Annotated in this window: 20 protein-coding genes; 6 read left to right on the top strand and 14 right to left on the bottom strand. The window is 56.4% G+C overall.

From position 1 onward, the window contains the following. Position 1: 1 nt before the first annotated feature. The 3 genes from ACSQ26_RS07450 to ACSQ26_RS07440 are packed head-to-tail and all read right to left on the bottom strand — an operon-like array spanning position 2 to position 2,656. A complete protein-coding gene (locus ACSQ26_RS07450; protein WP_436007762.1) occupies positions 2-1,009 on the bottom strand; it encodes a polysaccharide deacetylase family protein in 1,008 nt (335 codons plus the stop codon). Continuing rightward, positions 1,006-1,950, bottom strand: coding sequence for a glycosyltransferase (locus ACSQ26_RS07445; RefSeq protein WP_436007760.1), 945 nt, complete (start codon positions 1,948-1,950; stop codon positions 1,006-1,008). The genes ACSQ26_RS07450 and ACSQ26_RS07445 overlap by 4 nt, the downstream gene beginning before the upstream one ends. Next, positions 1,940-2,656: a methyltransferase domain-containing protein gene (locus tag ACSQ26_RS07440; RefSeq protein WP_436007758.1), complete on the bottom strand. Its 717-nt coding sequence runs from the start codon at positions 2,654-2,656 to the stop codon at positions 1,940-1,942. The genes ACSQ26_RS07445 and ACSQ26_RS07440 overlap by 11 nt, the downstream gene beginning before the upstream one ends. A 238-nt stretch (positions 2,657-2,894) precedes the next feature. Here ACSQ26_RS07440 and ACSQ26_RS07435 point away from each other — a divergent pair, with 238 nt between their 5' ends. The 4 genes from ACSQ26_RS07435 to ACSQ26_RS07420 are packed head-to-tail and all read left to right on the top strand — an operon-like array spanning position 2,895 to position 7,872. After that, positions 2,895-3,761: an ABC transporter permease gene (locus ACSQ26_RS07435; RefSeq protein ID WP_436007756.1), complete on the top strand. Its 867-nt coding sequence runs from the start codon at positions 2,895-2,897 to the stop codon at positions 3,759-3,761. A gap of 13 nt (positions 3,762-3,774) precedes the next feature. Continuing rightward, complete coding sequence (locus tag ACSQ26_RS07430) at positions 3,775-5,043, top strand: ABC transporter ATP-binding protein (RefSeq protein ID WP_436007754.1); 1,269 nt, start codon at positions 3,775-3,777, stop codon at positions 5,041-5,043. 2 nt (positions 5,044-5,045) lie between these two features. Beyond that, a complete protein-coding gene (locus ACSQ26_RS07425) occupies positions 5,046-6,251 on the top strand; it encodes a glycosyltransferase family 2 protein (RefSeq protein ID WP_436007752.1) in 1,206 nt (401 codons plus the stop codon). 4 nt (positions 6,252-6,255) lie between these two features. Next, on the top strand, positions 6,256-7,872 hold the full coding sequence (locus tag ACSQ26_RS07420; protein ID WP_436007750.1) for a glycosyltransferase family 2 protein: 1,617 nt from the start codon (positions 6,256-6,258) through the stop codon (positions 7,870-7,872). 18 nt (positions 7,873-7,890) lie between these two features. Here the strand turns inward: ACSQ26_RS07420 and ACSQ26_RS07415 are convergent, their stop codons facing one another. Next, positions 7,891-8,955 (bottom strand): acyltransferase family protein, encoded by a 1,065-nt coding sequence (locus ACSQ26_RS07415; RefSeq protein ID WP_436007748.1) that lies wholly within the window; start codon positions 8,953-8,955, stop codon positions 7,891-7,893. A 142-nt stretch (positions 8,956-9,097) separates the two neighbouring features. Continuing rightward, positions 9,098-10,195: a glycosyltransferase family 2 protein gene (locus ACSQ26_RS07410; protein ID WP_436007746.1), complete on the bottom strand. Its 1,098-nt coding sequence runs from the start codon at positions 10,193-10,195 to the stop codon at positions 9,098-9,100. Between the two features lie 444 nt (positions 10,196-10,639). On the opposite strand from ACSQ26_RS07410, the gene ACSQ26_RS07405 reads away from it, so the two are divergent. Next, positions 10,640-11,611: an NAD-dependent epimerase/dehydratase family protein gene (locus tag ACSQ26_RS07405; protein WP_436007744.1), complete on the top strand. Its 972-nt coding sequence runs from the start codon at positions 10,640-10,642 to the stop codon at positions 11,609-11,611. A gap of 3 nt (positions 11,612-11,614) precedes the next feature. Here ACSQ26_RS07405 and ACSQ26_RS07400 read toward each other — a convergent pair whose 3' ends face one another. Then, entirely contained in the window at positions 11,615-12,514 is a 900-nt protein-coding gene (locus ACSQ26_RS07400; RefSeq protein ID WP_436007742.1) for a glycosyltransferase family 2 protein, read from the bottom strand. A 371-nt stretch (positions 12,515-12,885) separates the two neighbouring features. Between ACSQ26_RS07400 and ACSQ26_RS07395 the strand changes: the two genes are divergently transcribed. Then, complete coding sequence (locus ACSQ26_RS07395; RefSeq protein ID WP_436007740.1) at positions 12,886-14,043, top strand: GH12 family glycosyl hydrolase domain-containing protein; 1,158 nt, start codon at positions 12,886-12,888, stop codon at positions 14,041-14,043. 70 nt (positions 14,044-14,113) lie between these two features. Here the strand turns inward: ACSQ26_RS07395 and ACSQ26_RS07390 are convergent, their stop codons facing one another. The 8 genes from ACSQ26_RS07390 to ACSQ26_RS07355 form a co-directional block, all read right to left on the bottom strand. Further along, the gene (locus ACSQ26_RS07390; RefSeq protein ID WP_436007738.1) at positions 14,114-17,098 is read right to left on the bottom strand and encodes a tetratricopeptide repeat protein; all 2,985 of its coding nucleotides are present in this window, start codon (positions 17,096-17,098) and stop codon (positions 14,114-14,116) included. A 106-nt stretch (positions 17,099-17,204) separates the two neighbouring features. Further along, positions 17,205-18,668: an MOP flippase family protein gene (locus tag ACSQ26_RS07385; RefSeq protein ID WP_436007736.1), complete on the bottom strand. Its 1,464-nt coding sequence runs from the start codon at positions 18,666-18,668 to the stop codon at positions 17,205-17,207. After that, positions 18,661-19,998 carry a hypothetical protein gene (locus ACSQ26_RS07380; RefSeq protein ID WP_436007734.1) on the bottom strand — a complete coding sequence of 446 codons (1,338 nt, stop codon included), beginning with the start codon at positions 19,996-19,998 and terminating at the stop codon, positions 18,661-18,663. The genes ACSQ26_RS07385 and ACSQ26_RS07380 overlap by 8 nt, the downstream gene beginning before the upstream one ends. Then, complete coding sequence (locus ACSQ26_RS07375) at positions 19,995-20,930, bottom strand: hypothetical protein (protein ID WP_436007732.1); 936 nt, start codon at positions 20,928-20,930, stop codon at positions 19,995-19,997. Before ACSQ26_RS07375 ends, ACSQ26_RS07380 begins: the two co-directional genes overlap by 4 nt. Continuing rightward, positions 20,930-22,228: an O-antigen ligase family protein gene (locus ACSQ26_RS07370; RefSeq protein ID WP_436007730.1), complete on the bottom strand. Its 1,299-nt coding sequence runs from the start codon at positions 22,226-22,228 to the stop codon at positions 20,930-20,932. The genes ACSQ26_RS07375 and ACSQ26_RS07370 overlap by 1 nt, the downstream gene beginning before the upstream one ends. Further along, a complete protein-coding gene (locus ACSQ26_RS07365; protein WP_436007728.1) occupies positions 22,225-23,175 on the bottom strand; it encodes a glycosyltransferase family 2 protein in 951 nt (316 codons plus the stop codon). The genes ACSQ26_RS07370 and ACSQ26_RS07365 overlap by 4 nt, the downstream gene beginning before the upstream one ends. After that, complete coding sequence (locus ACSQ26_RS07360; protein ID WP_436007726.1) at positions 23,168-24,268, bottom strand: glycosyltransferase; 1,101 nt, start codon at positions 24,266-24,268, stop codon at positions 23,168-23,170. The genes ACSQ26_RS07365 and ACSQ26_RS07360 overlap by 8 nt, the downstream gene beginning before the upstream one ends. Next, on the bottom strand, positions 24,265-25,596 hold the full coding sequence (locus ACSQ26_RS07355; protein WP_436007724.1) for a glycosyltransferase family 4 protein: 1,332 nt from the start codon (positions 25,594-25,596) through the stop codon (positions 24,265-24,267). The genes ACSQ26_RS07360 and ACSQ26_RS07355 overlap by 4 nt, the downstream gene beginning before the upstream one ends. Positions 25,597-25,598 lie beyond the last annotated feature (2 nt).

Raw genomic sequence — 25,598 nt, 5'->3', positions numbered from 1 at the left:
CCTACAGACCGAGCTTGCGAACAAGAACATCGCCGGACCAGTCGAGTACCTGATAACGCGGCAGTGTCGAGCGATCCGAAGTTGTCGATATCGGCTCGGCGATAGTGGTGCAGGCTTGCATCAAACCGGCTTCAAGTACGAGACGAGCCGTCTCGGCGGTGTGACTGCCATAGGGATAGGCGAACGATACGACCGATCTCCCAATAATGCCTTCGCACGCAACTTTGCTGGCGGTGATCTCCTGGCGCTGCGCGTCCGACGGAATTTCGCCGAGCGCCGGATGTGTGACCGTGTGGGCGCCGATCTCGATCCCGGGCCGACCCGCCAGAACGCGAGCTTGGGTGAGGCTCATGGATCGCGCCGCAGCGGGCGCTTCTACGGAGACACCGGATTGCGCATGGAAGCTGATCATCGCCGCCTGGCGATCCGGTTCGCTCATGAACTTCAGGCGGGACCAGAGCGAAAGATAGGCGGCCTGGCGCGGCGTAGGCTGTGTAATGAATGCGCGCCACCGGCGACGAACCTCGGACGCATCGATAGGCCCGAGTTGCACTGGTTCGGTCTCGGCATCGAGTTGCAGGGTGCTGCCTGCATGGGTCATCACAATTTCCTCGAGCGCATCCCACCAGAACCAGCGCGACGCGTCGATCATGCCGGTGCAGAGAAACATCGTTGCGGGCAGCCCGGCCTCAACCAGCAAGGGCGCCGCGATCTCGGCATTGCAGGCATAACCGTCGTCGAAGGTAATGGCCACGGCGTTGCCGGGCAGGCTTCCGTCGGCGTGTCTCGCGGCAAACTCCGGTAGAGAAAGTACGCGCCGACGTCGTTTCAGCGCCTGCAGTTGTGCCGCGAAATTATCCGGCGAGACACAGAGGTCCCACGGGTCGCCACTGGCGATGGCGATACGGTGGTACATCAGGATCGCCGGACGCTGGCTCTGGGGCAGCCCCAATTTTCGCCATGCGCGACCGGCAAGGGCCTTGAGCTTTCCTGAAAGGTGGCTGTTCAAGGCGTTGAACTCCGCCGCGACGCAAGTCGCCTGACCCTCGAGGAAATAGCCGACTTCACGGTCATCGCGAGCCTTCGGCCGAAATGATCGTCGACCTCGAATCCGGACGTCAGGTCCTTGAGTCCAAGCCCCATGGTCGACGGTCGGGCAAGGCGACGGAGCGAGAGCCTGGCAAGTTCGCGGCCGTAAAAATCCTCGAAGAAATCCCAGCCAGTTCTCCACGCCTTCTCAAGCGTTGGATCGCCTCCGGCGGCTGGCCTGTGTTTTTGCAAAACCGCCTTTGCGTATCGCAGCATATGGGCTGGGTTTCCCGTCATGTTGCTTTCGTGACGTCGATACTTCGTCGAGATCGAGTCATAGGCGGCAATAGGGTATTGGCGGGAAAGGCGAAGGTAGACGTCGTAATCCTCGCATGCGCGCAGACTTTCGTCGAAGCCTCCGGCGTCCAGCAGCAATCGGCGCCTGTAGAGCACTGTCGCATGCATTGCGATATGATTGCCCGCCAGCAATCCCGCATATCCCTTCCGGTCAAGCCGAGTGGGAATGCGGGTCAACTCCACGCCCTTTGCATCGATCATCTGATGCCCGCCAGACACGAAGGCGGCTGTGGGATTTGCCTCAAGGCACGCGCGACTATCGGCGATCGCGTTCGGAAACAGCAGATCATCGGCATCGAGGAACAGAATATAGTCGGACCGCGCGTGACGAAGGCCCGTGTTGCGCGCACTCGAAAGCCCCTGATTGGCCTGCCACACATATGTGACCGTCGAATAATTCTTCGCGACCACCTCGGTTTCGTCTGCGGAACCATCATCGACGACAATGATCTCGCTTGCCGGACAGGTCTGGGCGAGCACACTCTCGATCGCCTCGGCCAGAAATCGCCCGTGATTGTAACAGGCGATGGCCACTGCGACGGTGCCCGCGCTCTCAGACGACATCGCCGCCGCTCTTTCGAACTGCCATAGTCACAACGATCGGATAGCTGGGATCGAACGGCTCCAGCTTGCGCCTGCTGACGTCTTTCTGGGCGAGACCGTAGAAGAATGTGGTCGCCGCGAAGCAGTTGCCGTGCGATTGCACGATGACATTCTCCTTGCCGAAAGTCGGCGCGAAGAGGTCGCCCAACGAGTTTGCGGTGAAAAGCCACTGCCACCGGTCGCGCCAGTGATCCGCCACGATGTGCGAGACCGCCGGCACGGTGATCAAAGCGGTGCCACCGGGCTTGAGCGCGTGGTGGATCGTTCGCACGGCGGTGGGAAGCTCGTGAATATATTGAATGACCTGGGTGAGGATCATACAATCGAAGGCCGCCTCTGGCAGTGTTTCGATACGGCTTAGATCACCGACGATCGTCACCTCTGCGGAAGCTGTGACATCGAGGACATCAGCTTGCTCCACCCTGTCGCCTCCGAACGTCCTGGTATAGGAGTCGTCGCCGACCTCCAGGGTGCGCCCTCGGACTCGATCCTTGTACTGCTCAAGAAATCTCTCGATATACAGCCGGTCGATCGGATTTCCGCGCTCAAAGCCACCACTGGCGCTCAGGGGCGAGACAGGTAGCACCGAGATGTAGCGCGCCCAGAATTCCCTGATCAATCGCCCCCGGATTCTTGCAAAAAGACTTCTTTTCGATCCGGTTGCCATCCACGTCTCCAGTTGCAAGTCTTCACGATTTTTCGTGACCAAACTGCTTTTCATCGTTGCGTTGCCGTCCCAACGTTTCAATAAGTAAGCACAGATCGTCAAGTCGAACCAGTTCGGAAAAGCTTGGGCGCGGCATTAAGGTAAACATTGATTATTTCAGTGTAAAATGCCTCTGCCTTTGACGGCCACCGGATTGCTTGGTACCTTCCAGTCAGGCGAATGCCATAGGAAAACAAATATGCCGTTCGGCAGGTCTTTTTTTGAGTCGTGGGTGCGACTGCCTTCCGACCCCGGCACGATTGTTATCACGCCCGCGGGCAAGTCCGCGGCGTTTGCAGTCACGGAACTTCTGGCTTCGCGGGAACTCGTTTTCTTCCTCGCATGGCGTGACCTCAAGGTCCGCTATAGCCAAACATTTCTCGGCGTCGCTTGGATTCTGCTTCAGCCTATCGTCTCGCTTGTGCTCTTCGCCGTCATTTTCGGCCGATTTGCCGGCCTTCCGTCCGACGGCCTGCCCTATCCCGCCTTCATCATATCCGGGCTCATTATCTGGACATTCTTTATCAATGGGGCGCTCAATGCCTCGACAAGCGTGGTCAATAACGCCGATCTTGTCTCAAAGACCTATTTTGCCCGTCTTGCAATTCCTTCGGCGATCATCCTGTCGAACCTCGTGGATCTCCTGGTTTCTTTCGTATTGATGCTGGTCATTCTTGCCTGGTACGGCGTCGAGCCGAACTGGAGAATACTCCTGCTCGTGCCCCTCACGTTGATTGCATTTGTCGCCGCGTGCGGCGCCGGCTTTTTCCTGGCCGCGGTAAATGTGGTCTACAGGGACGTAAAACACATCGTTCCTTTCCTGGCGCAGGCTTGGTTTTTTGCTTCGCCGGTAGTCTATCCTCTTAGTTTGTTCCCTGGTCCGGTTCATTGGCTGCTCGCACTCAATCCGATGACCGGTGTTCTCGAAGGCTTCCATTGGGCGGCGGGAGCAGCGACCGACCCATGGCAGGCAATTGCAATTTCCACAGTTTCGGCCTTTCTGATGCTCACAGTAGGGGTTCTTACATTTTGCCGCATGGAGAGTCGGTTTGCTGATGTCATCTAGGCCCGGACTTGGCGTGGACACGGCGATCGAGGTCGAGTCCGTGTCGAAGCAATATAGCAGGGGGTCCTGGAACACCCTGTCCGAGACTCTGACGAATGCGGGCAAAGCGCTTTTCCGCGGCCGGATGCCCGCACAGGCGGCTGAAAAAGGCATCTGGGCCCTCTCGGATGTGAGCGTTTCGATCAAACGCGGTGAAATCGTTGGCGTCGTCGGCAACAACGGCGCCGGAAAAAGCACCTTCCTCAAGATATTGTCTCGAATTACCACGCCCACCAAGGGACGCGTGTCGTTCACAGGCCGAGTTGGATCGCTCCTTGAAGTCGGCATGGGTTTTCATCCGGAACTGAACGGCCGCGACAACATATTCCTCAACGGCATCATCCTGGGCATGAGCAAGTCTGACATCGCGCGTCAGTTCGACGAGATCGTTGCCTTTGCGGGCATCGAGTCGTTCATCGATCTGCCCGTGAAACATTATTCGAGCGGCATGTATATGCGGCTCGCTTTTGCCGTTGCCGCTCACCTCGAAAGCGAGATCCTGCTGGTCGATGAGGTGCTCGCCGTCGGCGATGTGAATTTCCAGAAGAAATGCATCGAGCGCATGTCGACGGTGTCCAGAAGCGGGCGCACCGTGATCTTTGTCAGCCACAACCTCACGGCCGTGCAAGCTCTTTGCGAGAGAACGCTGTGGTTCGAAAACGGCAGGCTGACAAAAGACGGACCTACCGACGAGGTTCTCAATGCCTACCTGCGCCAATCGTCGTCCATGAAAGGATGGTCGGAGCGCATCTGGCATGATGCGCAGACAGCTCCCGGCGACGACCGCCTCCGTCTTCGGCGGGTGGCGATTACCCCACTTGGCGGCGACCCGAGCGAGCCTATCACCATCGGCGAACCTTTCGTCTTCGAAGTCGAGTACTGGAATGGAGTACCGTCAGCGGATCTCGATATCACCTGGCTGGTCCACAACGCCGAGGGACTATTGCTGTTTGATGTGGGAAGCTGGGAAAAGCGTTCGCTCCGCGACGTGGGTTTCTACAAGGAACGATGTGTGGTTCCTGCCGATCTGATGAACAATGGGCCAATCTATCTCACGCTCGAGGTACATGAAGGCGAGGAACTGGTTCACCAGTTCACACGGGTAATGGGCTGCGAACTACTCGATAGCGGGAACGGCCGACATGGCTGGTTCGAAGCGTGGCACGGCGCGATCCGCCCCCGGCTGGATTGGACGATAACGAAAACGGATGGCACGCACCTAGATTCACCGAGAGAAGGATAGCAATGCAATACGCTATCCGGGAATTCGACGTCGAAGCACCCATATCGCTCACGCTTCCAGAGAATTGCTCGGGCATTGCCATCGATGTCAGGCGGGGACCACGGCCGGTCGGGTTTCTGATGGGGCCGGTGGCGGCGGGTAGCACATTGACCGCCGATCAAATACAGGCCTGGGTCAACCGTGATATCGAAACGGCGTGTCTGGAACAGCCTGTCGTGAGCGCCCAGTCCGAGCGCTCCATGCCTTCGATCACCATCGTCATCTGCACCAAGGATCATCCGGATCTTCTGGCGCGGTGCCTGACGTCAATTTCCAGGCTCACCCTCCCCGAGGGATATGAACAGCCCGATGTACTTGTTGTGGACAATGCATCGCGCACGCAGGAAACGCGTGAGGTCGCCCTGTCCTTTCCTAATGTGCGCTACGTCCTGGAAGGGCAGATCGGACTGAATTTCGCGCGCAACCGGGCCCTTGCAGAATCCAGGGGCGAAATCCTGGCCTTCATCGATGATGACGCCGTGGTCGACGTCAATTGGTGGAACGGCCTGCGACAGGCCTGGGCCCTGGAGCCGGCTGCCGGCGCCTTTACCGGCCAGACGCTGCCCTACGCACTCGCGACCGAGGCACAGATCACGGTTGAGAAGATGGGCGGTTTCCGGAAGGGCTTTTTGCCCGTCGTCTTCCGCGAACGGCATCCGTCCGATCCACTCTATCCCTGCACTACTATTTTCGGCAACGGCTGCAACATGGCCTTCCGCGTGGACGTCATGCGCGACCTTGGCGGATTTGACATCGCGCTTGATATGGGCGCGCCCCTACCCGGCGGCGGTGATCTCGACGCGCTCTACAGCATTGTTCGAAGCGGCCACGCGCTTGTCTACGAGCCCCAGATGCTGATCAGGCACGAGCACAGGCCCGACATGGAAGGCCTTCGCCGGCAGATCAGACGCAGTTGGGGAACGGGCTGCATGGCCTTTCTCACCAAGATGCGGGACACCGATCCCATGATGCGGAACAAGGCGCGGCAGTTCATATACTGGTGGATCAGATCGATGCTCCGGCAACTGGTCGATCTGCGCCGCGAACCAGCAGACATGCCGAGACCCCTGCTGCTGCAACAGTTCGTGGGCGCGATGATCGGCCTGACAGGAACCTATGGCCGTTGCCGGCGCCTTGCCGAACGAATCCGAAGCCAGGCCGGCGGATAGCGCGATGATCAAGATGGCACCCGCTGAACAGCCCCTCGTTTCCTGCATCGTGATCTTCTATAACGCGGATCGCTATATCAGCGACGCTCTCGAAAGTGTCGCTGCGCAGACATGGTTGAATTGGGAGCTTGTGCTGGTAGACGATGGCTCCACCGACAACAGCCGGTCGATCACTGAAGCATTTGCCGCCAGATATCCGGAACGTGTTCACATTCTCGAACATCCCGGCCGCGTCAACCTAGGCAAAAGCGTCGCGCGCAATGTTGGCTTTTCGGCAGCGAAGGGCGAATTCATCGCAATGCTGGATGCCGACGATGTCTGGCTGCCGGAAAAACTCGCCGAGCAGGTCGCACTTATGGCCGCCTACCCGGAAGTCGATATTGTCTATGGCAAGGTCGAATTCTGGTACTCCTGGACCGGCAAGCCACGCGATGCATTGAAGAAATACACGTCAGCACTGGGAATTCCGGCTGATACACCGCAGGACGCGCGGCGCCTTCTCGAAGTGATCCTGCGCCAAACGGCGCGCGGCGTCGATGAGGTGACCCCCTATCCGTCGGCCATGATGTTCCGGAGAGCCCTGCTCGAGCGATCGGGAGCATGCGATCCGGATTTCAAGTTCCTCCACGATGACGTGGTCTTCTTCGTAAAGGCATTTCTTGTTGCCAAGATCTATGCGGCCGACCGGATCTGGGCAAAATATCGCGTCGCCCCCGATGATACGTATTCGCTGAGTTTCGAAGCAGCCTTCAAAGCCGGGGATTGGTCGGAGGGCGGCGAGCCGGAACGACGTTTGCTCGAACGCGCGGAACAGTATGTCGCATCGGCCAGCCCCCCTTCGAAGCGCCTAGTGCGGGCGCTGCGGCATGCACGCTTGCAATTCCAGTCTCCGCAATTTCATCGCCTATGGCGCCATCTGTGGGCATTTAAGCAGATGGTCAAGCAACCGATCCTGATTGCTGCTCAAGCCTGGAACTTCCACGTTCGCGACCGTGCGCCACGTGTGGGTTTCGTGCGCTGGGGTTATCTGCAACGTCGCGTTCCGCTGCAGGAGATCGAGTACGTTAACGGACAAGCCATCGATCGATACTTTGCAAGGGCCTTCTGCCAGCTTCAGGGGGATCACATTACCGGCGACGTTCTGGAATTCGGGGACTCCGCGCAGACCAGGCGTTTCGGGAAAGACACCAGGTCGGTGAGCGTTGCCCCCGGCGGCAGTGCGTTAGACAAGGACTTCGAGGCACCCGGCGGCGGGCTCTTCGATTGTGTGATCGCGATCGACGTCATTCAGTACCAGCGCGATGTCGCGGGCAGCCTGAGCGTCCTGCTATCACTGCTGCGGCCGGGCGGCTCCCTTATCATTTCCTTTCCGGCGCTGATACCAAGCCTGGATCAAGGGGATCTCTGGCGCTTCACCGAGGGCGGCGTCCGCGAACTTCTCTCGGCCAATCTTGCGAGCAGCACCATCGAAATTGTGCCCTACGGAAACACGGCTGCTGCAGTTGCCATGCTGCATGGCCTGGGCCTGCGTGACCTGAAGAGGGAGTTTCACAGCGGGCAGGACGCACGAAACGCAGTTCTCATCATGGCATGCGTGACTCGCTCAGGGACGTCCGACTGAATCAACAATTCGTTGAAACTAGGGAACCTCCGGGGTCCTGCCCCGCCGGAACACCCTTCCTACATGCAAAAGCTTTCCGCTCACTGTCGGCGCCAATGCGAGTGCGCGCTTTTCGAGTAGATGCCACGACAGATAGCCGAGCACCGCCGTCGTCGGCCAGGCGACGAGAAATAGCAGCAGTGGTGTCGAGTGGTTACCGAAGATCGCTCGTGTCGCCTGCAGCAATGGCCACCCGTAAAGATAGAGGCCGTAAGATATGTCACCAAACTTCTCCAAAGCCGGCAATTGAATCTTGTCCGTCGTTGCGAACCACAGCACCGGGTAGGCGGCGAAAAGAAAACCAAGCATGAAATAGCCTGCAAACCCCGAAATCAGGATCAGCGCGCATATCGCGATTGCCAGACGTCCGCTCAGTCCCCATCGTTCACGGATGAAGTAAACGACAGATCCAGCGAAGAAGTACGGGACGACGATCACGAATTCCGCGATCTGCAGCGGCAAATTCGCAGACCCGGTAAAGTGGGTGACCACACCCACCAACGCCAGGATTGCAGCAATCCCGGCAATGATCCTGAAATTCAGCCATCTCAGGAGAAGCAGGATTGCGACGATCAGATAGGCATAGAGTTCCTGGCTGATCGTCCAGAGCGATCCGTTCATCCCCTCATTAAGCGTATGCGGCCCAAAGGGCGGGAAGGATACAGTCGGCACTTGCCAGCCCGAGAAAGGCAAGATCACAGTTTTTGCAGTGTAGCGGAACGGCAGAAGCGAGCTCCAGTAGTCGCTGAAATTGAGCGACGTGAAGATCGATCCGAGAATGCCCGCCGAGAGCAGACAGCATACGATCAAGGCCGGATAGATCCGCAGGACGCGCTTGACGGCGAAAGACACGACGCTGCTGCCCGACGCTGCGCTGCGTGTGACGAGGAAGCCGCTGATGAAGAAGAATACGAACACACCGTAGATGCCAAGGATATTGGTTTCCCCGAGCAGCCTGACGAAGGGTTCGGCTTTCTCGTTTCCATCGGCGATCAGATAGGAATGGGAGAAAATGACGGTCGTGGCGGCCAGAACGCGCATCATCGCAAAATTCTGAAACTGTGGCTGCATTTCGTCCCGCCGTCACATCGTGCCTGGTGGCTGCATGATACTTGTCTTAGCGCGGCCTATCCGGCGGCACAATGATCGCCGTTCGCCGCCTGTTGCGTGATCCCTTGCCGGTTGGCTAGCGATCGCTGGCGTAATGAGAAAACAGTGAGGCTTCGAGACGCGCGTCCTCCTCGCCAAGCAATCGCATTCGCCGCCGATCCCAAAACTGCTCGCGAGGCGGCGGCACCGGTTCGGCGGCCATATCGCGGAAAAGTGGCCCCGGTGCCGAAGCTTGCTTCCTCTTGCGACGTTTGACGGAAACAAGTTTGGCGTAGCTAGCCAACCTGTACAGGAGGACCAGTGGTGCCTGCACTGTTAAAGTCAGCGCACATCGCGCCGCTGCGCCAAACCGACGAGATATCAGCATCTGGATCATCTTGTATCCGAGGACGAAGGCACGCGCGCTGACCTTGGCGTAGTCACTGAGCGCCGGGCCGAGTCGAATTCCGCGCTCCACAGCCTCCGTCATCGACCTGGCCATGCGGGAATGATCCGACGACATGTTACCATCATACATCCGATAGCCGACAAGGCGCTCGGCGACCGCCGCGACCTTGTACCGTGCGAACAATCTGAGTTCATAGTCCAGATCCTCGCATCCTCCGATTTTTGCGGCCGCATAGCCGGGGTCGTATCCGCCGACGCTGTCAATTGCCTCCCTTCTCAGCAGCAGGGTGCTTCCGTTGCCGATAAATTTATAGGACATGTGCCGGGCATAGATGTATCCGCCCGGCGCTCGCGAACCGCCACGCCCGATAATCCGATCTTCCAGATCAATGAAATGGTAGAGCGTATAGACCCCGCACCAATCCTCGGGCAACGAGCGAAGCAAGGCGAGTTGCTTCTGGATCTTGCTCGGGTGCCACAGATCGTCCGCATCGACAAAAGCGATATAGCTGCCGGCGGCTTCCGCCACGCCTTTGTTTCGAGCGGCGGCGACACCCTGGTTGGCGGTCGATATCACGCGAACGCGTGCATCAGCGATAGCTACCTTCAGGACCAGATCGCGCGTATTGTCCGTAGAGCCATCGTCGACAACGATGATTTCCAGACTGGCGTGGGTTTGGGCCTGCACGCTGTCCAACGTCCTGACGATGAACGCGGCTGCGTTGTAAGCCGGAATGATGATCGACACGAGCGGTTCGCCGAACGGCTCTTCAATCAGTTCTGCCAAACCCTACCCCCAACCGAACCGACAATTGTTTTCCAATAACGCGCATTCCCGCCAGTTCATAGCATCGTCCGAGCTCCTGCTACAGAGGCGTCAAAACCGAAGAGGGAACTATCCTGCACCGGAGCCGCCACTCGATGTGCGCGCTCGCGATGCTTGTGTAATTATCGATCTTTACCACGTTCGACGGGAATTACATCGGAACACTTTCAATATTTCGGAAACTCTTATATGCTACACCCAATATTAACCAAGTGGAGCCTGCTCTGAGTTGGATTAATACAAACGACTCCGGTTTCTTGACTAAAAGCAGTCGGTAGATGCGCCTAGTACGACGAATGCCAGCTGACATTAACGGGCGTCTTGATGCTCGGTCGCCAGCACATTGCGGAACGGTGAAAGAAAATCAGGCCTTCGAAGCCAGTATTTCGTTCAAGGGGTAGTTAGATGAAGAGAGTTCTGGTGTCCGGCGGCCTCGGTTTTCTTGGATCGCATCTCGTGAATTCGATGCTTAAGCGTCAGGATGTTGAGCAGATTGTCGTTGTCGACAATCTCTGGACCGGCTCCGCCGGCAACGAAAAGTATATCCGCGACCCGCGGGTGAAGATTTCGAACGCCGACGTCGAGAACTTCCGGAGCGATCGGTTGTTCGACGAAGTGCTCCATCTCGCCTCGCCGGCATCTCCGGTTTGGTATGCAAATGATCCAACGCGAACAATCTCCGCCAACATCATCGGTGCTTTTCGCCTGAAAGAACTGCTCAAGCCAAACGGCCGCTTCTGCTACACATCCACATCCGAGGTTTATGGCGATCCGCTGGTCACGCCGCAACCGGAATCGTATCGCGGTTCCGTGGACTGCACCGGCCCCCGCTCGTCTTACGACGAATCCAAGCGCTGTACCGAAGCTTTCTTGTTCGAGAACAACCGTGTTCATGGGCTGGACGTCCGTGTCGCGCGGCTTTTCAACGTCTACGGACCGAGAACTCGACCGGATGACGGTCGGGCAGTGTCGAACTTCGTTTCGCAAGCACTATCGGGTGAAGCGCTAACAATATACGGGGACGGCGAGCAGTCGCGGAGTTGGGGTTATGTCGATGATATCATCGAGGGTCTCTCTCGCCTCTTCTGGAAAGCCGACTTCGACTACGTCGGCCCGGTCAACATCGGCAATGGCCGCGAGATCTCGGTGATCGACGTGGCCCGATATATCGCCGATCTGGTTCCAGGCACACAATTGGTGCACTGTCCGCCGGCTCCACAGGATCCCACGAACCGTTGTCCCGACCTCACCGTTGCCGAACGCCTCCTCAATGGATGGCGGTGCCGGACGGACTATGAAACGGGGATTCGGCATACGCTCGACTGGTTCGCGGAGAACCATTTTCCCAGGCTTCGACGCAAGTTGAAAAGGGCATAAATCTCAGGACCGCAATTTGGAAGATATTTTCGAGCACAACTCGATAAACATTGGCGGATAGAGCAAAACCCCTATGGCAATGTAGAGCGCGCCTGAATACTGACCATGGCGGAACATCTTCACGCCTAGATAATAAACGTAGAGTTCAGAACGTACGTGTCTGCTCATGGACTTGGATGCTTTTTTCATCCAATCCAGTGTAGGCCTGGGCTTGTACGCCTTGCTGATCCGGCCTTCATATTCGGTGTCGTCGTAGATGACGTTCTCGTCCGCGCAATAGAGAAGGCGAACGTTATCAGCCCGCATTCGCAGCAGCAAATCGAAGTCCTGATGGCGTTTAAGGTGCTCATCGAAGGGGTATTTCTTGAACAATGCCAGCGGCGCGAGCAGCCCGCTGGTCTGCATGTAATTGCGCTCGACGACAAAGTAATATGCCAGGTCGTCCCGATCAGGATCGAAACCACGCAACGGGTTGGGAAAATCTCCCCAAAGCGTTCTGATCACGATCTTGTTGTAAACCAGCCAGTTGGTGTCAGACGTCGGCCGATCAGCGACCATCTTCAGTTGCATTTCGAGCTTTTTCGGCAGCCACCAGTCGTCAGAATCCAGTAGCGCGAGGAACCTGCCACGCGCTTCAGCCATGCCCCGGTTCCTCGCCTTGGCCGCGCCTCCGTTTTCCTCGAACCGCACAAAACGGAGCCGGCTGTCCTGTATTGCCGCAAGCGCACCTTGAACATCCTCAGTCGATCCATCATCGACAACGATAACCTCGACGTTGGTTTCGGTCTGGTGCAACACGGACTCAATGGCGCGTCGCAACTTGACAATACGATTGTAGCAAGGGACTACGACCGACACGAGTGGGGCGAAGTCAGGCTGTTCCGCTATCGTTGTGCTGGTCATATTCCAACCTTCTTGCGAAGAATATCTGGCTTCATCTAAGCAGGCGCCTAGCCCGCGCGAGCAACGCGGATTACCATTAAGTGTCGATCATTGCGTGAAGTGGGGCAAGAAGAAAACGCATCCGTTCATCTGCAATGCTGGGCCGGCTATAGGCGTGTTTCCAACTCGAAAAAGCCTAGGCCAATTCAATAGGATAGACAGAAACTCGCTTCGCTTCGGCAAGCCGCGGTCGCTTCAAGGCAATAGCCCCCCCCAAGGGAGACACAAGTGTACCAATCGACAACATCGCTAAAACTGTAAGCAAATCCAGCACTGTTTCTTTCCATCGCTTTCGTACGCTGCAAACAACCTGAAGAACCGGGAGCGTTACGGTGGCACTAATTACTTTGGATGGCGACGATGAGTGGATGCAGTCGGGGCTATACAGAATAAAGAACAACGTCTGGAACAAGGGCGATCTCGTCAACGGGACCGATTTCTTCCAGTCGATCAGCTTCAGCACCGACAGCTTCAATCAGAATATCGTCTGCACATGGGATTGGGGTCCGGACGGACCTGTCAGATCATATCCTTCCGTCATGGTCGGGTATTCGTCGAACCCCAATGCAACTGATGCCGTACGCGGCCTGATCTCAGACATCAAGTCCTTCGAAGTTTCCCATGATGTCGACTATTCCGGAGACACTGACAGGTTCAATGTCACCTACGACCTTTGGTTTCGGGACCAATATCTCGGAAACGATTCCACCGTCACGACTGAACTGATGGTCTGGACGCACAAAGGCGATCTCGGAGACGGAGAAAAGGTCGGCACTTATAGCGATGGCTCCTATCGCGCCGACATCGTCACCTACATGAACGAAGCTTCATTCAACGGCGGCGCACTCCAGACATGGCGGTACATCGCGCTCATTCCCACTGAAGACTACGACGAAGTCACGCTGGATATGAAGGACATCATCGATAACCTGGTGCGGAAAGGCCTGGTATCTGCTGATGACTATGTCAACGGGTATGAATTCGGTTCCGAGGTCGCGGGCGGCAAAGGGCAACTCGAGATCAACAGCATATCACACAGCTTTCAGACCTATGCCGATGGCGAGGGTAGGCTTGTAGAAGGCACACGCTTCGCTGATGACCTGTCAGGCCGCGATAATGATGACGTGATTATCGGCCGTCGCGGCCGGGACACCCTTGAAGGGCTGGGCGGCAACGATGTTCTGACCGGCGGTCGGGCGAGAGACATATTCGTCATAGACGGGATCGGCGACGGCGTGGATCACATCACCGATTTCAGGCATGGCAGGGACGTGATCGACCTCGGCAGCATCCTCGGAGATGACAGTAGCCTGGGCAAGGCAGCGTTTGCGGGATCACAGTTCACCGAGCTCGAGGATCGGCTGGCTTATGACCGGCAGACCGGAGAGCTCTATTATGATGCCGATGGAACCGGCAGCGCTTACGATGCCACCCTTGTGCTGGTCATCGACAATAAATCCGCAATCACCTGGAGCGATTTCGCCTGGTAGAAACGGGCTTCTTGAAGCCCATTTCTAACCTGAAGGCGCTCCTGACCCATCTGCGTGGTCAGGAAACCGTTTACATCGGCGCGTCCACCGCATCGCGCGTCGGATCCACGATCACCGAAATGACCCGGGCTGCGTCGTAATCCAACGGCCCCTTCTTGCAGCGTTCGGCGGAGACGCTTTGCAGGCACACGACATTGATCGCCCGAATGGTCGACTTTGTCAGTATGCCGTCCGTCTTGCCCTTGTAAATGCCTCTCTTCTTCAACTGTTTCTGTGTGAAGTAGACGAACGCATTGGGGTTCGAGTTCTTGATCGCCAGCAACGTTTCCAATTGGATGCTCGAAGGCGCGGTGTAGAGCAAATCCGACACCTCCGAATAGCCCGCCGTGTTCTCTGCCTTGGCCGAGGCAAGCAGAATTTTCTCCCGGATCAACTGCGTCGGCGTAAACTGATCGCGTCTGGCAGCGATGAGCTTTTCGGCAGCCGGTATGGATCGCTTCATCTTACCCCCGGGCGCATCTCTATAGAAGCTGATCAATTGGCGAGTGGCCTCGACATTCCCCTTGGCGGATTCACGCTCGAGCAGCTTGATTGCCCGGGGAGGATTATTCTTCGTTCCATTGGGACCCCAATATAGAATTGAGGCATGAGCGACAACGGCTTCAGGATTACCGTTGGATGCTAACCTTTCGATCTCCTTGAAACCCCATTCTGGCTTCGACAGCCGGCCGAAGCGCTTGCCGATGTGTCCCTGCGCCAAGGCTATCAGGGCATAGGGATTACCCTGCTTCGCCGCGTCTTTGAAATACTGGATTGCGAGTTCCGGATTTTTCTTGACGATCTGGCCATCCCGATAGATCTCGGCCAGTCGAAAATAGGCCCAGTTGTCACCGGCCTGCGCAGCCGCAAGATAAGTCTCGATTGCACTCTTTGCATCGGACTTGACGTAATCGCCCCGCGAAAGGAGATCACCCAGATATTTGAGCGCATAGGCCTCGGTCGAACCGGCCTGCTTGATGAGTTCAAGGGCCTTGGCAGTGTCGGCAGTCACGCCCTGCCCCTTGGCATAAGCGTCCCCCAGGCGCAGTTTGGCGACCGGAACACCAGCTGCGTCGGCTTTCTCAAAGCTCTCGAATGCCTTCTTAAAGTCGGCGGGAACAAGCAGCCCGTCGCGATAGATTTCACCGATCCGGACTAAGGCATAGCTGTTGCCTGCCGCCGCCGCCTTCTCGTAGTACGAAATCGCCTTGGAACCATCCGGAGCGATAGGGCCGCGCGAATAGAGATCGGCCAGCCGCATCAAAGCGTCACTGTCACCGGCTGCGGCGAGCGGCTCGATCAGCGCAAGACCCTTGGCTGGATCCGCATCCACGCCTTCACCGCGAACATAGGCTTCACCTAGTCGTATCTTGGCAGAAGGCACGTCTGCGGCGTCGGCCTTCTCGAAAAATCCGAAGGCTTCCTTCGCATTCTTGGGAACGAGAACGCCGTCGCGATAGATTTCGCCGACGCGGATCAGCGCATAACTATTGCCTGCCGCGGCCGCCTTCTCGTAATATCCGAGTGACTTCGGGCCATCCAGTGCCAGCGGACCGCGCGAGTAGAGATCGCCGAGCCGCATCAACGCATCCCTGTCGCCCCCTTCGGCCAGCGCTTCGATCAGGGCAACGCCCTTGGCTCGATCGGCCTTCACGCCTTGGCCAAGAATATATGCATCGCCTATGCGCAGTTTGGCGACGGAGACGTTTGCCTTATCTGCCTTTTCGAAATTCGCGAACGACTTTTCGTAGTCGGCCGGCACAAGCTGACCGTCACGATAGATTTCGCCCATTCGGACAAAGGCGTAGTCATTGCCAGCTGACGCAGCCTTTTCATAATACTCGAGTGCTTTTGTACCATCCAAAGTGAGCGGACCACGCGAATAGAGATCGCCGAGACGCATCAACGCATCCCTGTCGCCGGCATTAGCAAGCGGCTCAAGCAGCGCGAGACCCTTGGCGTGGTCGACAGCGACCCCTTGACCGCGAATATAGGCTTCAGCGAGCCGAATCTTGGCAAACGGAACCTTCGCGGCATCCGCCTGCTCGAAACTCTGGACTGCCTTCTTGTAATCTGCCGGAACGAGCGATCCGTCGCTATAGATCTCACCGATGCGGATGAAAGCATAGCTATTGAGCGCCGCGGCCGCCTTCGAGTAGTAGGCAAGCGCCTTGGTGCCATCCAAAGTCAGCGGTCCGCGCGAATAGAGATCGCCGAGTCGCATCAGCGCATCCTTGTCACCGGATGCCGCAAGTTGCTCGATCAGCGCGAGACCCTTGGCTTGATCGACATCGACGCCTTGGCCGCGAATATAGGCTTCACCGAGCCGAACCTTGGCTGCCGGCACCTTGGCGGCATCAGCCGTCTCGAAATAACCGAACGCTTTCTTGGCATCCGCCGGAACGAGCGTTCCATCGCGATAAATCTCACCGATCCGAATCAAAGCATAGCTGTTGCCGGCCATTGCGGCGTTCCCATAATATGCCAGGGCCTTGGGACCATTCGGCGTCAGCGGGCCGCGCGAATAGAGATCGCCGAGCCGCATCAGCGCGTCCCCGTCTCCGGATGCTGCAAGAGGCTCAATCAGCGCAAGGCCTTTCGCCTGATCCACGGCAACGCCTTCTCCACGAATATAGGCTTCACCGATCCGAATCTTCGCAGCAGGCACTTTGGCGGCGTCCGCCTTTTGGAAGTTCTCGATCGCCTTCTTGTAATCGGTAGTGACGAGCAATCCATCGCGATAGATCTCGCCGATACGAATGAAGGCATAACCATTGCCGGCTGTCGCGGCCTTTTCGTAGAAGGATAGAGCCTTGGCGCCATCCGGAGTCACAGGCCCACGCGAATAGAGATCGCCGAGCCGCATCAACGCGTCCTTGTTACCCGAGGCCGCATCGCTTTCTAATTTCTTCAGGTCCGGTGTCGGCTCCGCTGCCACCGTCGGATCAAAGCCGATAAAGAAGATTGAGGACAGCCCGATAAGGCCGACCGAGAGAAGGTGGGACGTCGAACGCATGAGTAAACTCCCTCATTCAGTGTGTCCGCATGACGCAAGTATGCGGCAGCGCATCAATTCTGTCCATAATCAAATATGGACATAGTGGAATTTTCTTCGTCCGCGTCTAACCTTTAATCGCGGCCGAGCGTCTATATCTTAGCATATCGAAGAATATCTTATTACGCGTCAGTAAGCAGATACCCGCGTATGCCACAAGACCGAAGCTTAGGACAATCACGGCGAGGGCTAAAGGCGGAAATCTGCTCTGCAGATATTGCCGTAACATTTCCGAGAGCAGGATAACGATGCCTGACTCAACAAGCGACGGAAGTAACAACAACAGTGTCTTGCGAAGGCTCAGTTCGATATACCCCATCGCAATCTTGAGATTCGCCACTGCCGAAATGGCTGCCCAAGCGGCGTAGGCGCTGGCGACACCAAGGATTCCGTAGTTCACACCGATAGCCATCGCAACGACGAAAACGACGGCCAGGAATATGCTGAGCTGAAACTGTTCCTTGGTCTTTCCGAGCCCCGTGAAAATCCAGCCGACCGGAAAGACGATCGACTGCATGAGTCCGACCAGGCTAAGGATTCTCAGCACCGGCGCCGCCCCGACCCAGGCTTCGCCAAACATCAGGACGATGATCTCTTCGGACAATACGAATACGGCACCCATCAACGGGAACAGCACGAAGGCGATGGCGCGCAGCGCATAGGTGTACGTGTCGCGAAAGCTTTCGATATCATCCTGCAGCCTCGAAAGGACGGGGAACATCACCTGCCCCACGATCAGTCCGATCATGTTGAGAGGCAGATACATGAGCGTATATGCGCGCCCATAAAGCCCGAGATCGACGGCTCCGAGTGCCTTGCCGATGACCAGATTGTCGCCGTTGCGAAGCCAGTAATTGAGGATCGTATGGCCGCTGAGATAGCCCCCGTAGCGGAACATGAAGCCCAGCGCGCTTCTCTCGAAGGCAAACGACGGCCGCCAGGGCGAGATGAACCATATCGCGACCGTGAACGTCGCCGCACTGATCACCGGCTGCCATGCAAGCGAATAGACACCCCATCCGGAGTAGGCCATCGAGATGCATCCAATCCCGGAGGCGATTGTTGCCATCACTGAGGCAATTCCGATCTGATCAAATCGGTACTCCCGCTGCCCCAACGCTGCTTGCGTCTGGCCGAGCGCCATAAAAATGAAGGTCAACGATATGATCTTCGTCAGCGGCTCCAATTCGGGCAACGCGTAGAAATGCGCAATCGTCGGCGCGAGCGACCAGAAGAGCAGGCTTATCGCTCCGCCCACCATGATCTGCAGCCAAAATCCGGTGGATATGTCTGAATTGGTCAAATCTTGGCGGTGCACGAGCGAGGCGCTGATCCCCATATCTGCCAATACTTGAGCAAAGCCCGAAAAGATGAGAATCATACCGACGAGTCCGAACTCCTCCGGCGAGAGCAATCTTGCTGTGATGACTGCAATGAATACCTGGAACAGCTGCGTCGTCATTCGTGATAGAAAGGACCACGAAATGCCTCGGACGATCACCTGTCCCTGCCCGTCTGAAGGGTTACTCATCGCCAGCCTTCCCTAGGAGCGTGAATTTCTCGGCCGAGATGTCCACGATCAGCAATCGACCATCGCGAAGCCGCATCTTTTCGATGTCTCCCAATTCGAAATTGCTCTTGCTCACGACAAACGGATCGTAACCAAGGATCGCCGCTGATGGGGGCACGCGGCGCCGGACCGCACAATACGTCTTCACCCAGGATCGGGGCGGCCTGAAACTTTCGTCCAAGGACAGCCGCAGGAGTATGGCCTCGCACACATATATGGCGCGGCCGGTCTCCTTGGTGCTCGCGATCAGTTCAATCGAATAGGGCGCACGGCAAGTGTAATCCAACGCGCTGTCTACTATGGCTATCCAGTCTTGGACGGGCCAAGTCCCATTGCGGAGATGGACATTGTCCCGCATTTCATAGATCACACGCAGCAAATCATAGATATTGACAATATGATACTCGAAGCCCGTACCCCAAAGGCTGATGTCGCGCTCAAGATAGCCATCGCGGAACTGGAACCCGAACACCTTGCTACGAATGTGTCTCCGCAATCGGACTACCGTTCGCCTCAAGGCTCCGCGCGCCTTCCTTTTCGGAAATTCTGGAAGGAAAGACAGCGAAAAGGTAAGTTCCCGGAACCTGCTGTCAAAGAAAGAGAAGATCTTCCAGCTGAGCGACCGGTTTTGCTCAAGCACAGCCTGCAGCGCATCAAGAGCCGACCTGACGCGGTCTAGGTAAGACGCTGCCTCGGCCTCGGGGATCACCCCTCTGTTCAGGCAATGAACAAGCGTCGCCAAAGTGTCCAGATGCGTGTTCAACACCATGCAGTTCTTGAGCGAGGAACCCCAGGCGTGGTTGGAGGTCGGACGTGATGGATCAAGTGCGCGGGTTTCGGCCAACTCCAGGGAATCATGCAGAAACCACAATCCGATAGGAAGCGTCTCCGAATAGCTGATATGCTTGTCGAGGACACTTCGAAGGTCCTCCAGCCGGCAGAGACCATCCTGCCATCCCTCGAGCAAAAGCCGAACGGCGGTGGCGGTAAACCTGAAATGGATTTCTTCCGGCGAACCCGTCCAGGCGCCGTGGCTGAAGAAACCGTCGCACTGGGACATTCTGGTAAGAAGCGCATCGATGATCTGCTTACGCTCACTGGCAAAGCCACCAGGACGCGTCCAGTCCAATGCCTTCAGTGCCAGATAGACGCTGTAGCCGTCCATTTCCATGGTGGTGTCGTTCCGGCGGTCATTCAGCACCCCGTCCAGATAAAGCTCTGACAGGCCGCCTGGGATCGAGATTGGCAGGAAGGTGCCGATCGGATTGACTGTGATCGAGGCATTCATCATCGGGCAGACCCATGATCCAATTTGCGCTCATCGCGCGGAAGCATCCCGCTCTTCGCCCATGGGTCACCGAATCGTTCCACCATGGCGGCTATCATCCGGTCATTTCCCGTCGCCAACTGATTGCTGTTCCAGAGCGCACTGTCCTCTGTTCCGTCCCACGCAACCAAGGGACGCACGGGTCCAACCTTGCGGAAGGACGCGCCCGTTCTGGCGGCCATGAAGAAGAACCAGATGTCATCGCCGGTCGGGCAATAGGTGAGAAAGTAATCCGGGTTTGTCACATCCGGGTGCAGGATTCCCGGCGGATAAAGTATTCCTCCCGCACCCGTCGGGAAGATCCTGGAAGAGGAACTGGTATCGGCAGTACCATGAACCCATTCGAGATAGGGATCCGGTTTCCCTCGTTCGTCGCTATAGATGATCTTATGAGCCCGATGGCACAACACTTCCCGACCCGCCGGCCGAATGCCATCGACCAACTCCTCTAGCCACGTCGGCGGATAATAGATGTCATCGTCTGTCGTGACGATCGCGGCATCTGGTGTCTCAAGGAGCTGTGGGATCAGCTTCTTATAAGGCCGCCAATCCTTGCATGTCTTGATCGAAAGCCCCGACGCTCGGAGATTCAACACGTCCGCCGGCAGACGAGCATGATCGTCGTCAGCGATCCAGAGCACCACTTCATCCGCTCGCATGGACTGCATGAGCAGGGATTTGAGCGAAAGTGCCAGTGTCGGATATCGGGGCGGATAGGACGTCATCGACACAACAAGCTTGTGTGGCAGCTTGTGTGAAGCCGGCTTGGCACCGAATCCACGTCCATGAAGCCACCAGCGAACTCTGACTTCGACGGCATGCCATCGAGCGCGCGCAAATACCCGGCGTTTTAAGCGACGCGCCAGTTCAATGAGAGATGCCAACAAGGAAGCCATCAAACAAGAGACCCCAGGATTTCACTTTCGCGTTTGGGAGCTGCAACGCGCGTGATTTCCTGGCCGGCGATCAGAGCCGACACGTAGAGGAAGAAGAAATCGCCCCGCGTGATGTCCGCCCAGCCCGTCGTCTCGACAAGGCAGAGCAGAATCGAAAATCCGCAGAATCCCAAATAGAGACTTCCGAACTTTGTATTCCGCGCCACGCCAATCGCGGAAAGCAAATTCGCCATCAACCATGCGCCAAAAAGACCCGTGCCCACCCACCCGATGTTGAGTGCAAGTCCAAGGAACGCGTTATGCGGCGATTGAACCGACGAAAAAAGCGCGTCCTGGGCATCGGCGGCGAATGCTTCACGAAGATAAGGCGTGCCGTATCCAGTGCCCCAAAATCCGTTCACCTCAATGAGGCGCAGAAAGTATGCCCAAACGCGATCCCTTCCTGAGAACGTTGCATCACGGCCAACCATTTCCAACACGCTGGCAAAGTATTCCCAAATTGCAAATACTACCGGGCCCGCAAACACCGCTATAAATAGCCACGTAAGGACTGCGTTTCTGGTCATAGATCTCAATGTCAGAACGCCCGTCACCAACGCAATCGCAGACGCCAGCGCAAGAACAGCGGTAGAGGAACTTGATTTCGCCAAAACCACCAACACAAGGGCGAGCATCAATGTCCTTGCAGCAAGGCCGTAGCCCAACTTGCCCGCAGCAAATACGACAAGCAGTGCATAAAATGCCGCAAACGCTCCGAACGGGTTCTTGTGAACGAAAAAGCCGCGCCAGAGCCCTTCATGAAAACCAGCCATCAATGCGATATTGACGTGGGCAATGGCTGCGGCAACGGACAGTAGAAGCACCAGCGTCGAGGCCACGATGAGTTGGTTGAGAACCACTGTGCTGCCATACTTGCGAACATAGTATTGAGCGAAAACGACAAGAGAAATCACGACAATGTCAGATTTGAAAGTCGTAGATTTGCCCGTCGACCAAAGTACGGATGCGACAATGAGCACGATGAAAGCGAATAGCAGATTTTGCGCACGAGTGGGTGTCCAATCCGACCACTTCGACATCAGCAAGGTCCAAAAAAGACCGAGGCAACACGCATATTGATGCAGACTGGCGAAGGGTTTCTGAAAGCCTACGCTCATCTGGGCGTCAGTCGGCCATACCCAGATCGAATTGCAATAAAGAAAAAGGCAAAAGAAAATTGAATAATCGATATATTGAGTAAGCCAGCCACTCTTTACAGGCTGGTATTCAACTAGCTCACGGGCACTTATACTATTCACCGCACGCCATCCGGTTTATACTTTATCATTTTTACGAAACCACTGAGCCACGACGGCAGACCCACGCCACCAAATATGACAGCCCGCGTGAAGCGGAGAAGAACTTCCGCTCTCAAACGCAAGCTTCCACGCGAGAACGCCCGAAGTGCCACTCTCGCCGATAACCATCGATCACCCAGTTCTCTCAAAATAATAGAAGAGAGATATATCTGATGCCAAGCATATAATTCATCTACATGGCTCTTTTCTACATCTTGGTAAATTCGCGAAAATACCTCTTCATGGCCGGACAAAAGATTGTCTGCGTTGGCGGATATTCTGTGACTTCCGTCGAAATTATAAATGAGGTCATGTTCTGCTGTGGTGACAAGGTTCCCATGCTTGGCCAGTTTCAGCCATACGTCCCAATCTTGACAGCTGCGCAGAGACCCATCGAATCCACCAATTTTTTTTAGCGTCGCTCGGTCCACCAGGGCAGTAGAACTACTGCCGAGTACATTTCCTCTTTGTAGCGAACTGATACTGACCAGTCCTGAGACCGGCGGGCTCAGAATTGTCCCTGCCGGCGAACGATATTCGATTCCGCAGAAACATCCCACGGTGTGAGGATAAGCCTCGAGGAGGGCCAGTTGATGCATAAGCTTGTTCGGCTTCCACTCATCATCGGAATCCAGGAAAGCAACGAGATCCCCACTGGTTTGATTGATCCCCGCATTCCGAGCAATCGAAGCGCCTTGACGGCTGGTTTTCTGAATAACGTGGACCTTAACGGGATCATTTTGTCGAAGCAGCAAACCTTCCACAGTGTTGTCGGTCGATGCGTCGTCCACCACCACAATTTCAAAAGGAAGTACGGTTTGCCTCATCACACTGTCGAGTGCACGATGCACGACGGTCGGGCGATTCCTGACAGGTATTACGACCGAAATTCGCGCGCGCTCAACCATCGCGAGCGCTTCCGGCAGCGTATGTTAGGACACCATCGGCCGGCTGCTGCATGAGCCGATAACGATTGAAGAACAGCGCCGTCGATGCCAGCAAAGTTTGCGGGCTCGACAAGACCGCCATCAGCAGCCGGCTCCAACTTATCGACGCGCCGTCCATAGTCTTGCGTTTCGCCCTCGACAGAACCCAGAGAGCCATGGCGCGAAGAGTACCTGTCTGGCTTGGGCTCTCGAGAACGCGAAGTGCATCGTTGATCAAGCCGCCGATTGAGGCCTTGGGACTGCAGTCTACGGCATAGTTGAGAGCGAGCAGTGCGAGAAGATCGCGCCATTTCACCGGCAGGCCGTCGAAATCCGCCATTTCGATCGGTTTGCTCCGGCCGAGAACGGGATCCTCCCCGCCCCGCCGCCGCACTTCGGTGCAGTAGAGCGCGTAGACGATCGACATGATCTGCTGTTGGATTTTCCTCTGTGTAACGCTCGACGAATGGATGCGATAATCGAGAACATAGCTCGGCAAATTCACGATCTTGCCATCATCACACACCCTCAGCCAGAGATCGTAGTCCTCGGCCGCCAGAAATGCCGCCCGGTATCCGCCAAGCTTCAGGATCGCGGATTTTCTCATCATTGCTGCAGGATGGACGACAGGGCACATATAATCCAACCAGAACTTGTTCGCAGTCGAACTCCTTGGAAGCATCCGCTCAAGAGTCTTACTCCCGTTCTCGTCGATGTGGCATACCTGTCCTCCGACGACGGCAACCTCGGGATTTTGCGAGAGATAGACCGCCTGCCGATGGAGCCGCATCGGCTGCGCGACATCGTCGGCATCCATTCGGGCGACAAATTCATGACTTGCGATGCTCAGGCCGAAGTTCAGCGCCGAAACGAGGCCGCTATCGGGATTGCCGGCCACAATCACCCTGTTGTCGGTTGCCGCCAATTCCTCAAGATATTCCAGCGTGCCATCGGTCGACCAGTCATCAATTGCGATCACTTCCAATTCCACCGCATCCTGCGAGAGGATGCTGGAAAGCGCCTCCTTAAGATATGGGAGACCGTTCTTTACGGGTAATAGAACCGAAACGTTCATGCTGGCGCCTGCATGTTTGCATTAAATGCAAGCGACTTCGGGTCCCGGGACCGGCGCTCTCCAAGAACGGATGCATAGATCTCCGACAGTGTCTCGAGGTTTTCCTCTTCAGTGTATTTCTTCTCGAATTCTTCCCGCGCATTCCTGGCCATCGCCAGGCGATCAAAATGTGGCGAAAAATACTCCCTGACGCGGCTACGAAGGTCGTCCGGATCGCCCGGCTCAAAATGCAGGCCGTTGTGCCCATGGGCAACGAGTTCCTTCAGGCTCCCAATCCTGGAAGCAATGGCAGGCACGCCATAGGCCATTGCCTCGATCACGGTCATGCCAAACATTTCGTTCCAGATGCTTGGCACAATTGTAACCTCTGACTGGGAGAGCATCTCGCCAACAGCTTTCGGCGAAACAAACCCTGTAAACTTGATCGCCGCGTTGTCCTTAGCCTGCTCCCTCAAATTGCTCTCTTCCGGTCCGGTGCCGACGATGGTCAGTGGCACGTCAATTCCTCGCCACGCCTCGATCAGCGACTTGACGCCCTTTTCGACGCTAAGTCTGCCGATGTATATGGCACCATTCCTGGGCTTCCCGAGAGGATAAGAAACCGGCCCCCGAACAAAATTGGGTTTCAGGCAAATACGCTCGGCAGGAATGCCGCCGTCGTGAAATTTCGTTCTGGCGAATTCACTTAGTACAATGAATCTGTCGACTTTTTTGGACCACGTACCAAGGTATTTGTTGACGCTTATGTTGGCACACGCCGTCAGGGAAGCGACGTAGGACGACCGATAACATTTATGCAGAACACCGTTGAGAGGAGATCCTGTTATACAGTCCTCGCATATTTTCCCGTCACGAAGCAGGAAGCTGTTGGCGCACAAAATTCGAAAATTATGCAATGTGTGCACGACGGGAACGCCTGCCGATGAGCATGCATAAAATATCGAGGGGGAAAGAATCGGGAACGTATTGTGGACATGCACAATGTCGGGCTTCGCCGCAGCGAGTGCCTCGACCATTCTGCGATGACCGGAAGGGCTGTAGGGTGTTTGCAGTGCGACGGCCACATTCGCCATCGTGCTTTGGAGGTCGTGATTGGAAACACAAAGCGTCTCCACATCATATCCCCCGCGTTCAAGCATCGACCGTTCCGCTTCAAAAACCGCGTCCTCGCCACCCCGTAGTTTATACTGGTTGTGCACGAGGAGTACTTTGATAGGCGTGGTCACATTGCCTCCGCGTTTTCTGGATGCCAGATCCGGCTCGAGGTCCTGCGTCATAACGCTGCCAACAGCGCTCCTGGAGTATTTTCCGCTCTTCTCGACTGACAAAA

The organism is Rhizobium sp. LjRoot254 (assembly GCF_964254105.1).
In the GTDB taxonomy this organism is placed as follows: Bacteria; Pseudomonadota; Alphaproteobacteria; order Rhizobiales; family Rhizobiaceae; genus Rhizobium_E.
The sequence above is the reverse complement of the archived record's forward strand: the minus strand, read 5'-3'. Positions and strand labels throughout refer to the sequence as shown.

Bases quoted from the DNA above. Each gene is read 5' to 3' on its own strand.
- ACSQ26_RS07440 (WP_436007758.1), bottom strand. From the start codon at position 2,656: ATGGCAACCGGATCGAAAAGAAGTCTTTTTGCAAGAATCCGGGGGCGA.
- ACSQ26_RS07435 (WP_436007756.1), top strand. From the start codon at position 2,895: ATGCCGTTCGGCAGGTCTTTTTTTGAGTCGTGGGTGCGACTGCCTTCC.
- ACSQ26_RS07400 (WP_436007742.1), bottom strand. From the start codon at position 12,514: ATGACCAGCACAACGATAGCGGAACAGCCTGACTTCGCCCCACTCGTG.
- ACSQ26_RS07415 (WP_436007748.1), bottom strand. From the start codon at position 8,955: ATGATGCGCGTTCTGGCCGCCACGACCGTCATTTTCTCCCATTCCTAT.
- ACSQ26_RS07360 (WP_436007726.1), bottom strand. From the start codon at position 24,268: ATGAACGTTTCGGTTCTATTACCCGTAAAGAACGGTCTCCCATATCTT.
- ACSQ26_RS07365 (WP_436007728.1), bottom strand. From the start codon at position 23,175: ATGGTTGAGCGCGCGCGAATTTCGGTCGTAATACCTGTCAGGAATCGC.
- ACSQ26_RS07375 (WP_436007732.1), bottom strand. From the start codon at position 20,930: ATGGCTTCCTTGTTGGCATCTCTCATTGAACTGGCGCGTCGCTTAAAA.
- ACSQ26_RS07390 (WP_436007738.1), bottom strand. From the start codon at position 17,098: ATGCGTTCGACGTCCCACCTTCTCTCGGTCGGCCTTATCGGGCTGTCC.
- ACSQ26_RS07425 (WP_436007752.1), top strand. From the start codon at position 5,046: ATGCAATACGCTATCCGGGAATTCGACGTCGAAGCACCCATATCGCTC.
- ACSQ26_RS07405 (WP_436007744.1), top strand. From the start codon at position 10,640: ATGAAGAGAGTTCTGGTGTCCGGCGGCCTCGGTTTTCTTGGATCGCAT.
- ACSQ26_RS07380 (WP_436007734.1), bottom strand. From the start codon at position 19,998: ATGATGAATGCCTCGATCACAGTCAATCCGATCGGCACCTTCCTGCCA.
- ACSQ26_RS07385 (WP_436007736.1), bottom strand. From the start codon at position 18,668: ATGAGTAACCCTTCAGACGGGCAGGGACAGGTGATCGTCCGAGGCATT.
- ACSQ26_RS07445 (WP_436007760.1), bottom strand. From the start codon at position 1,950: ATGTCGTCTGAGAGCGCGGGCACCGTCGCAGTGGCCATCGCCTGTTAC.
- ACSQ26_RS07420 (WP_436007750.1), top strand. From the start codon at position 6,256: ATGATCAAGATGGCACCCGCTGAACAGCCCCTCGTTTCCTGCATCGTG.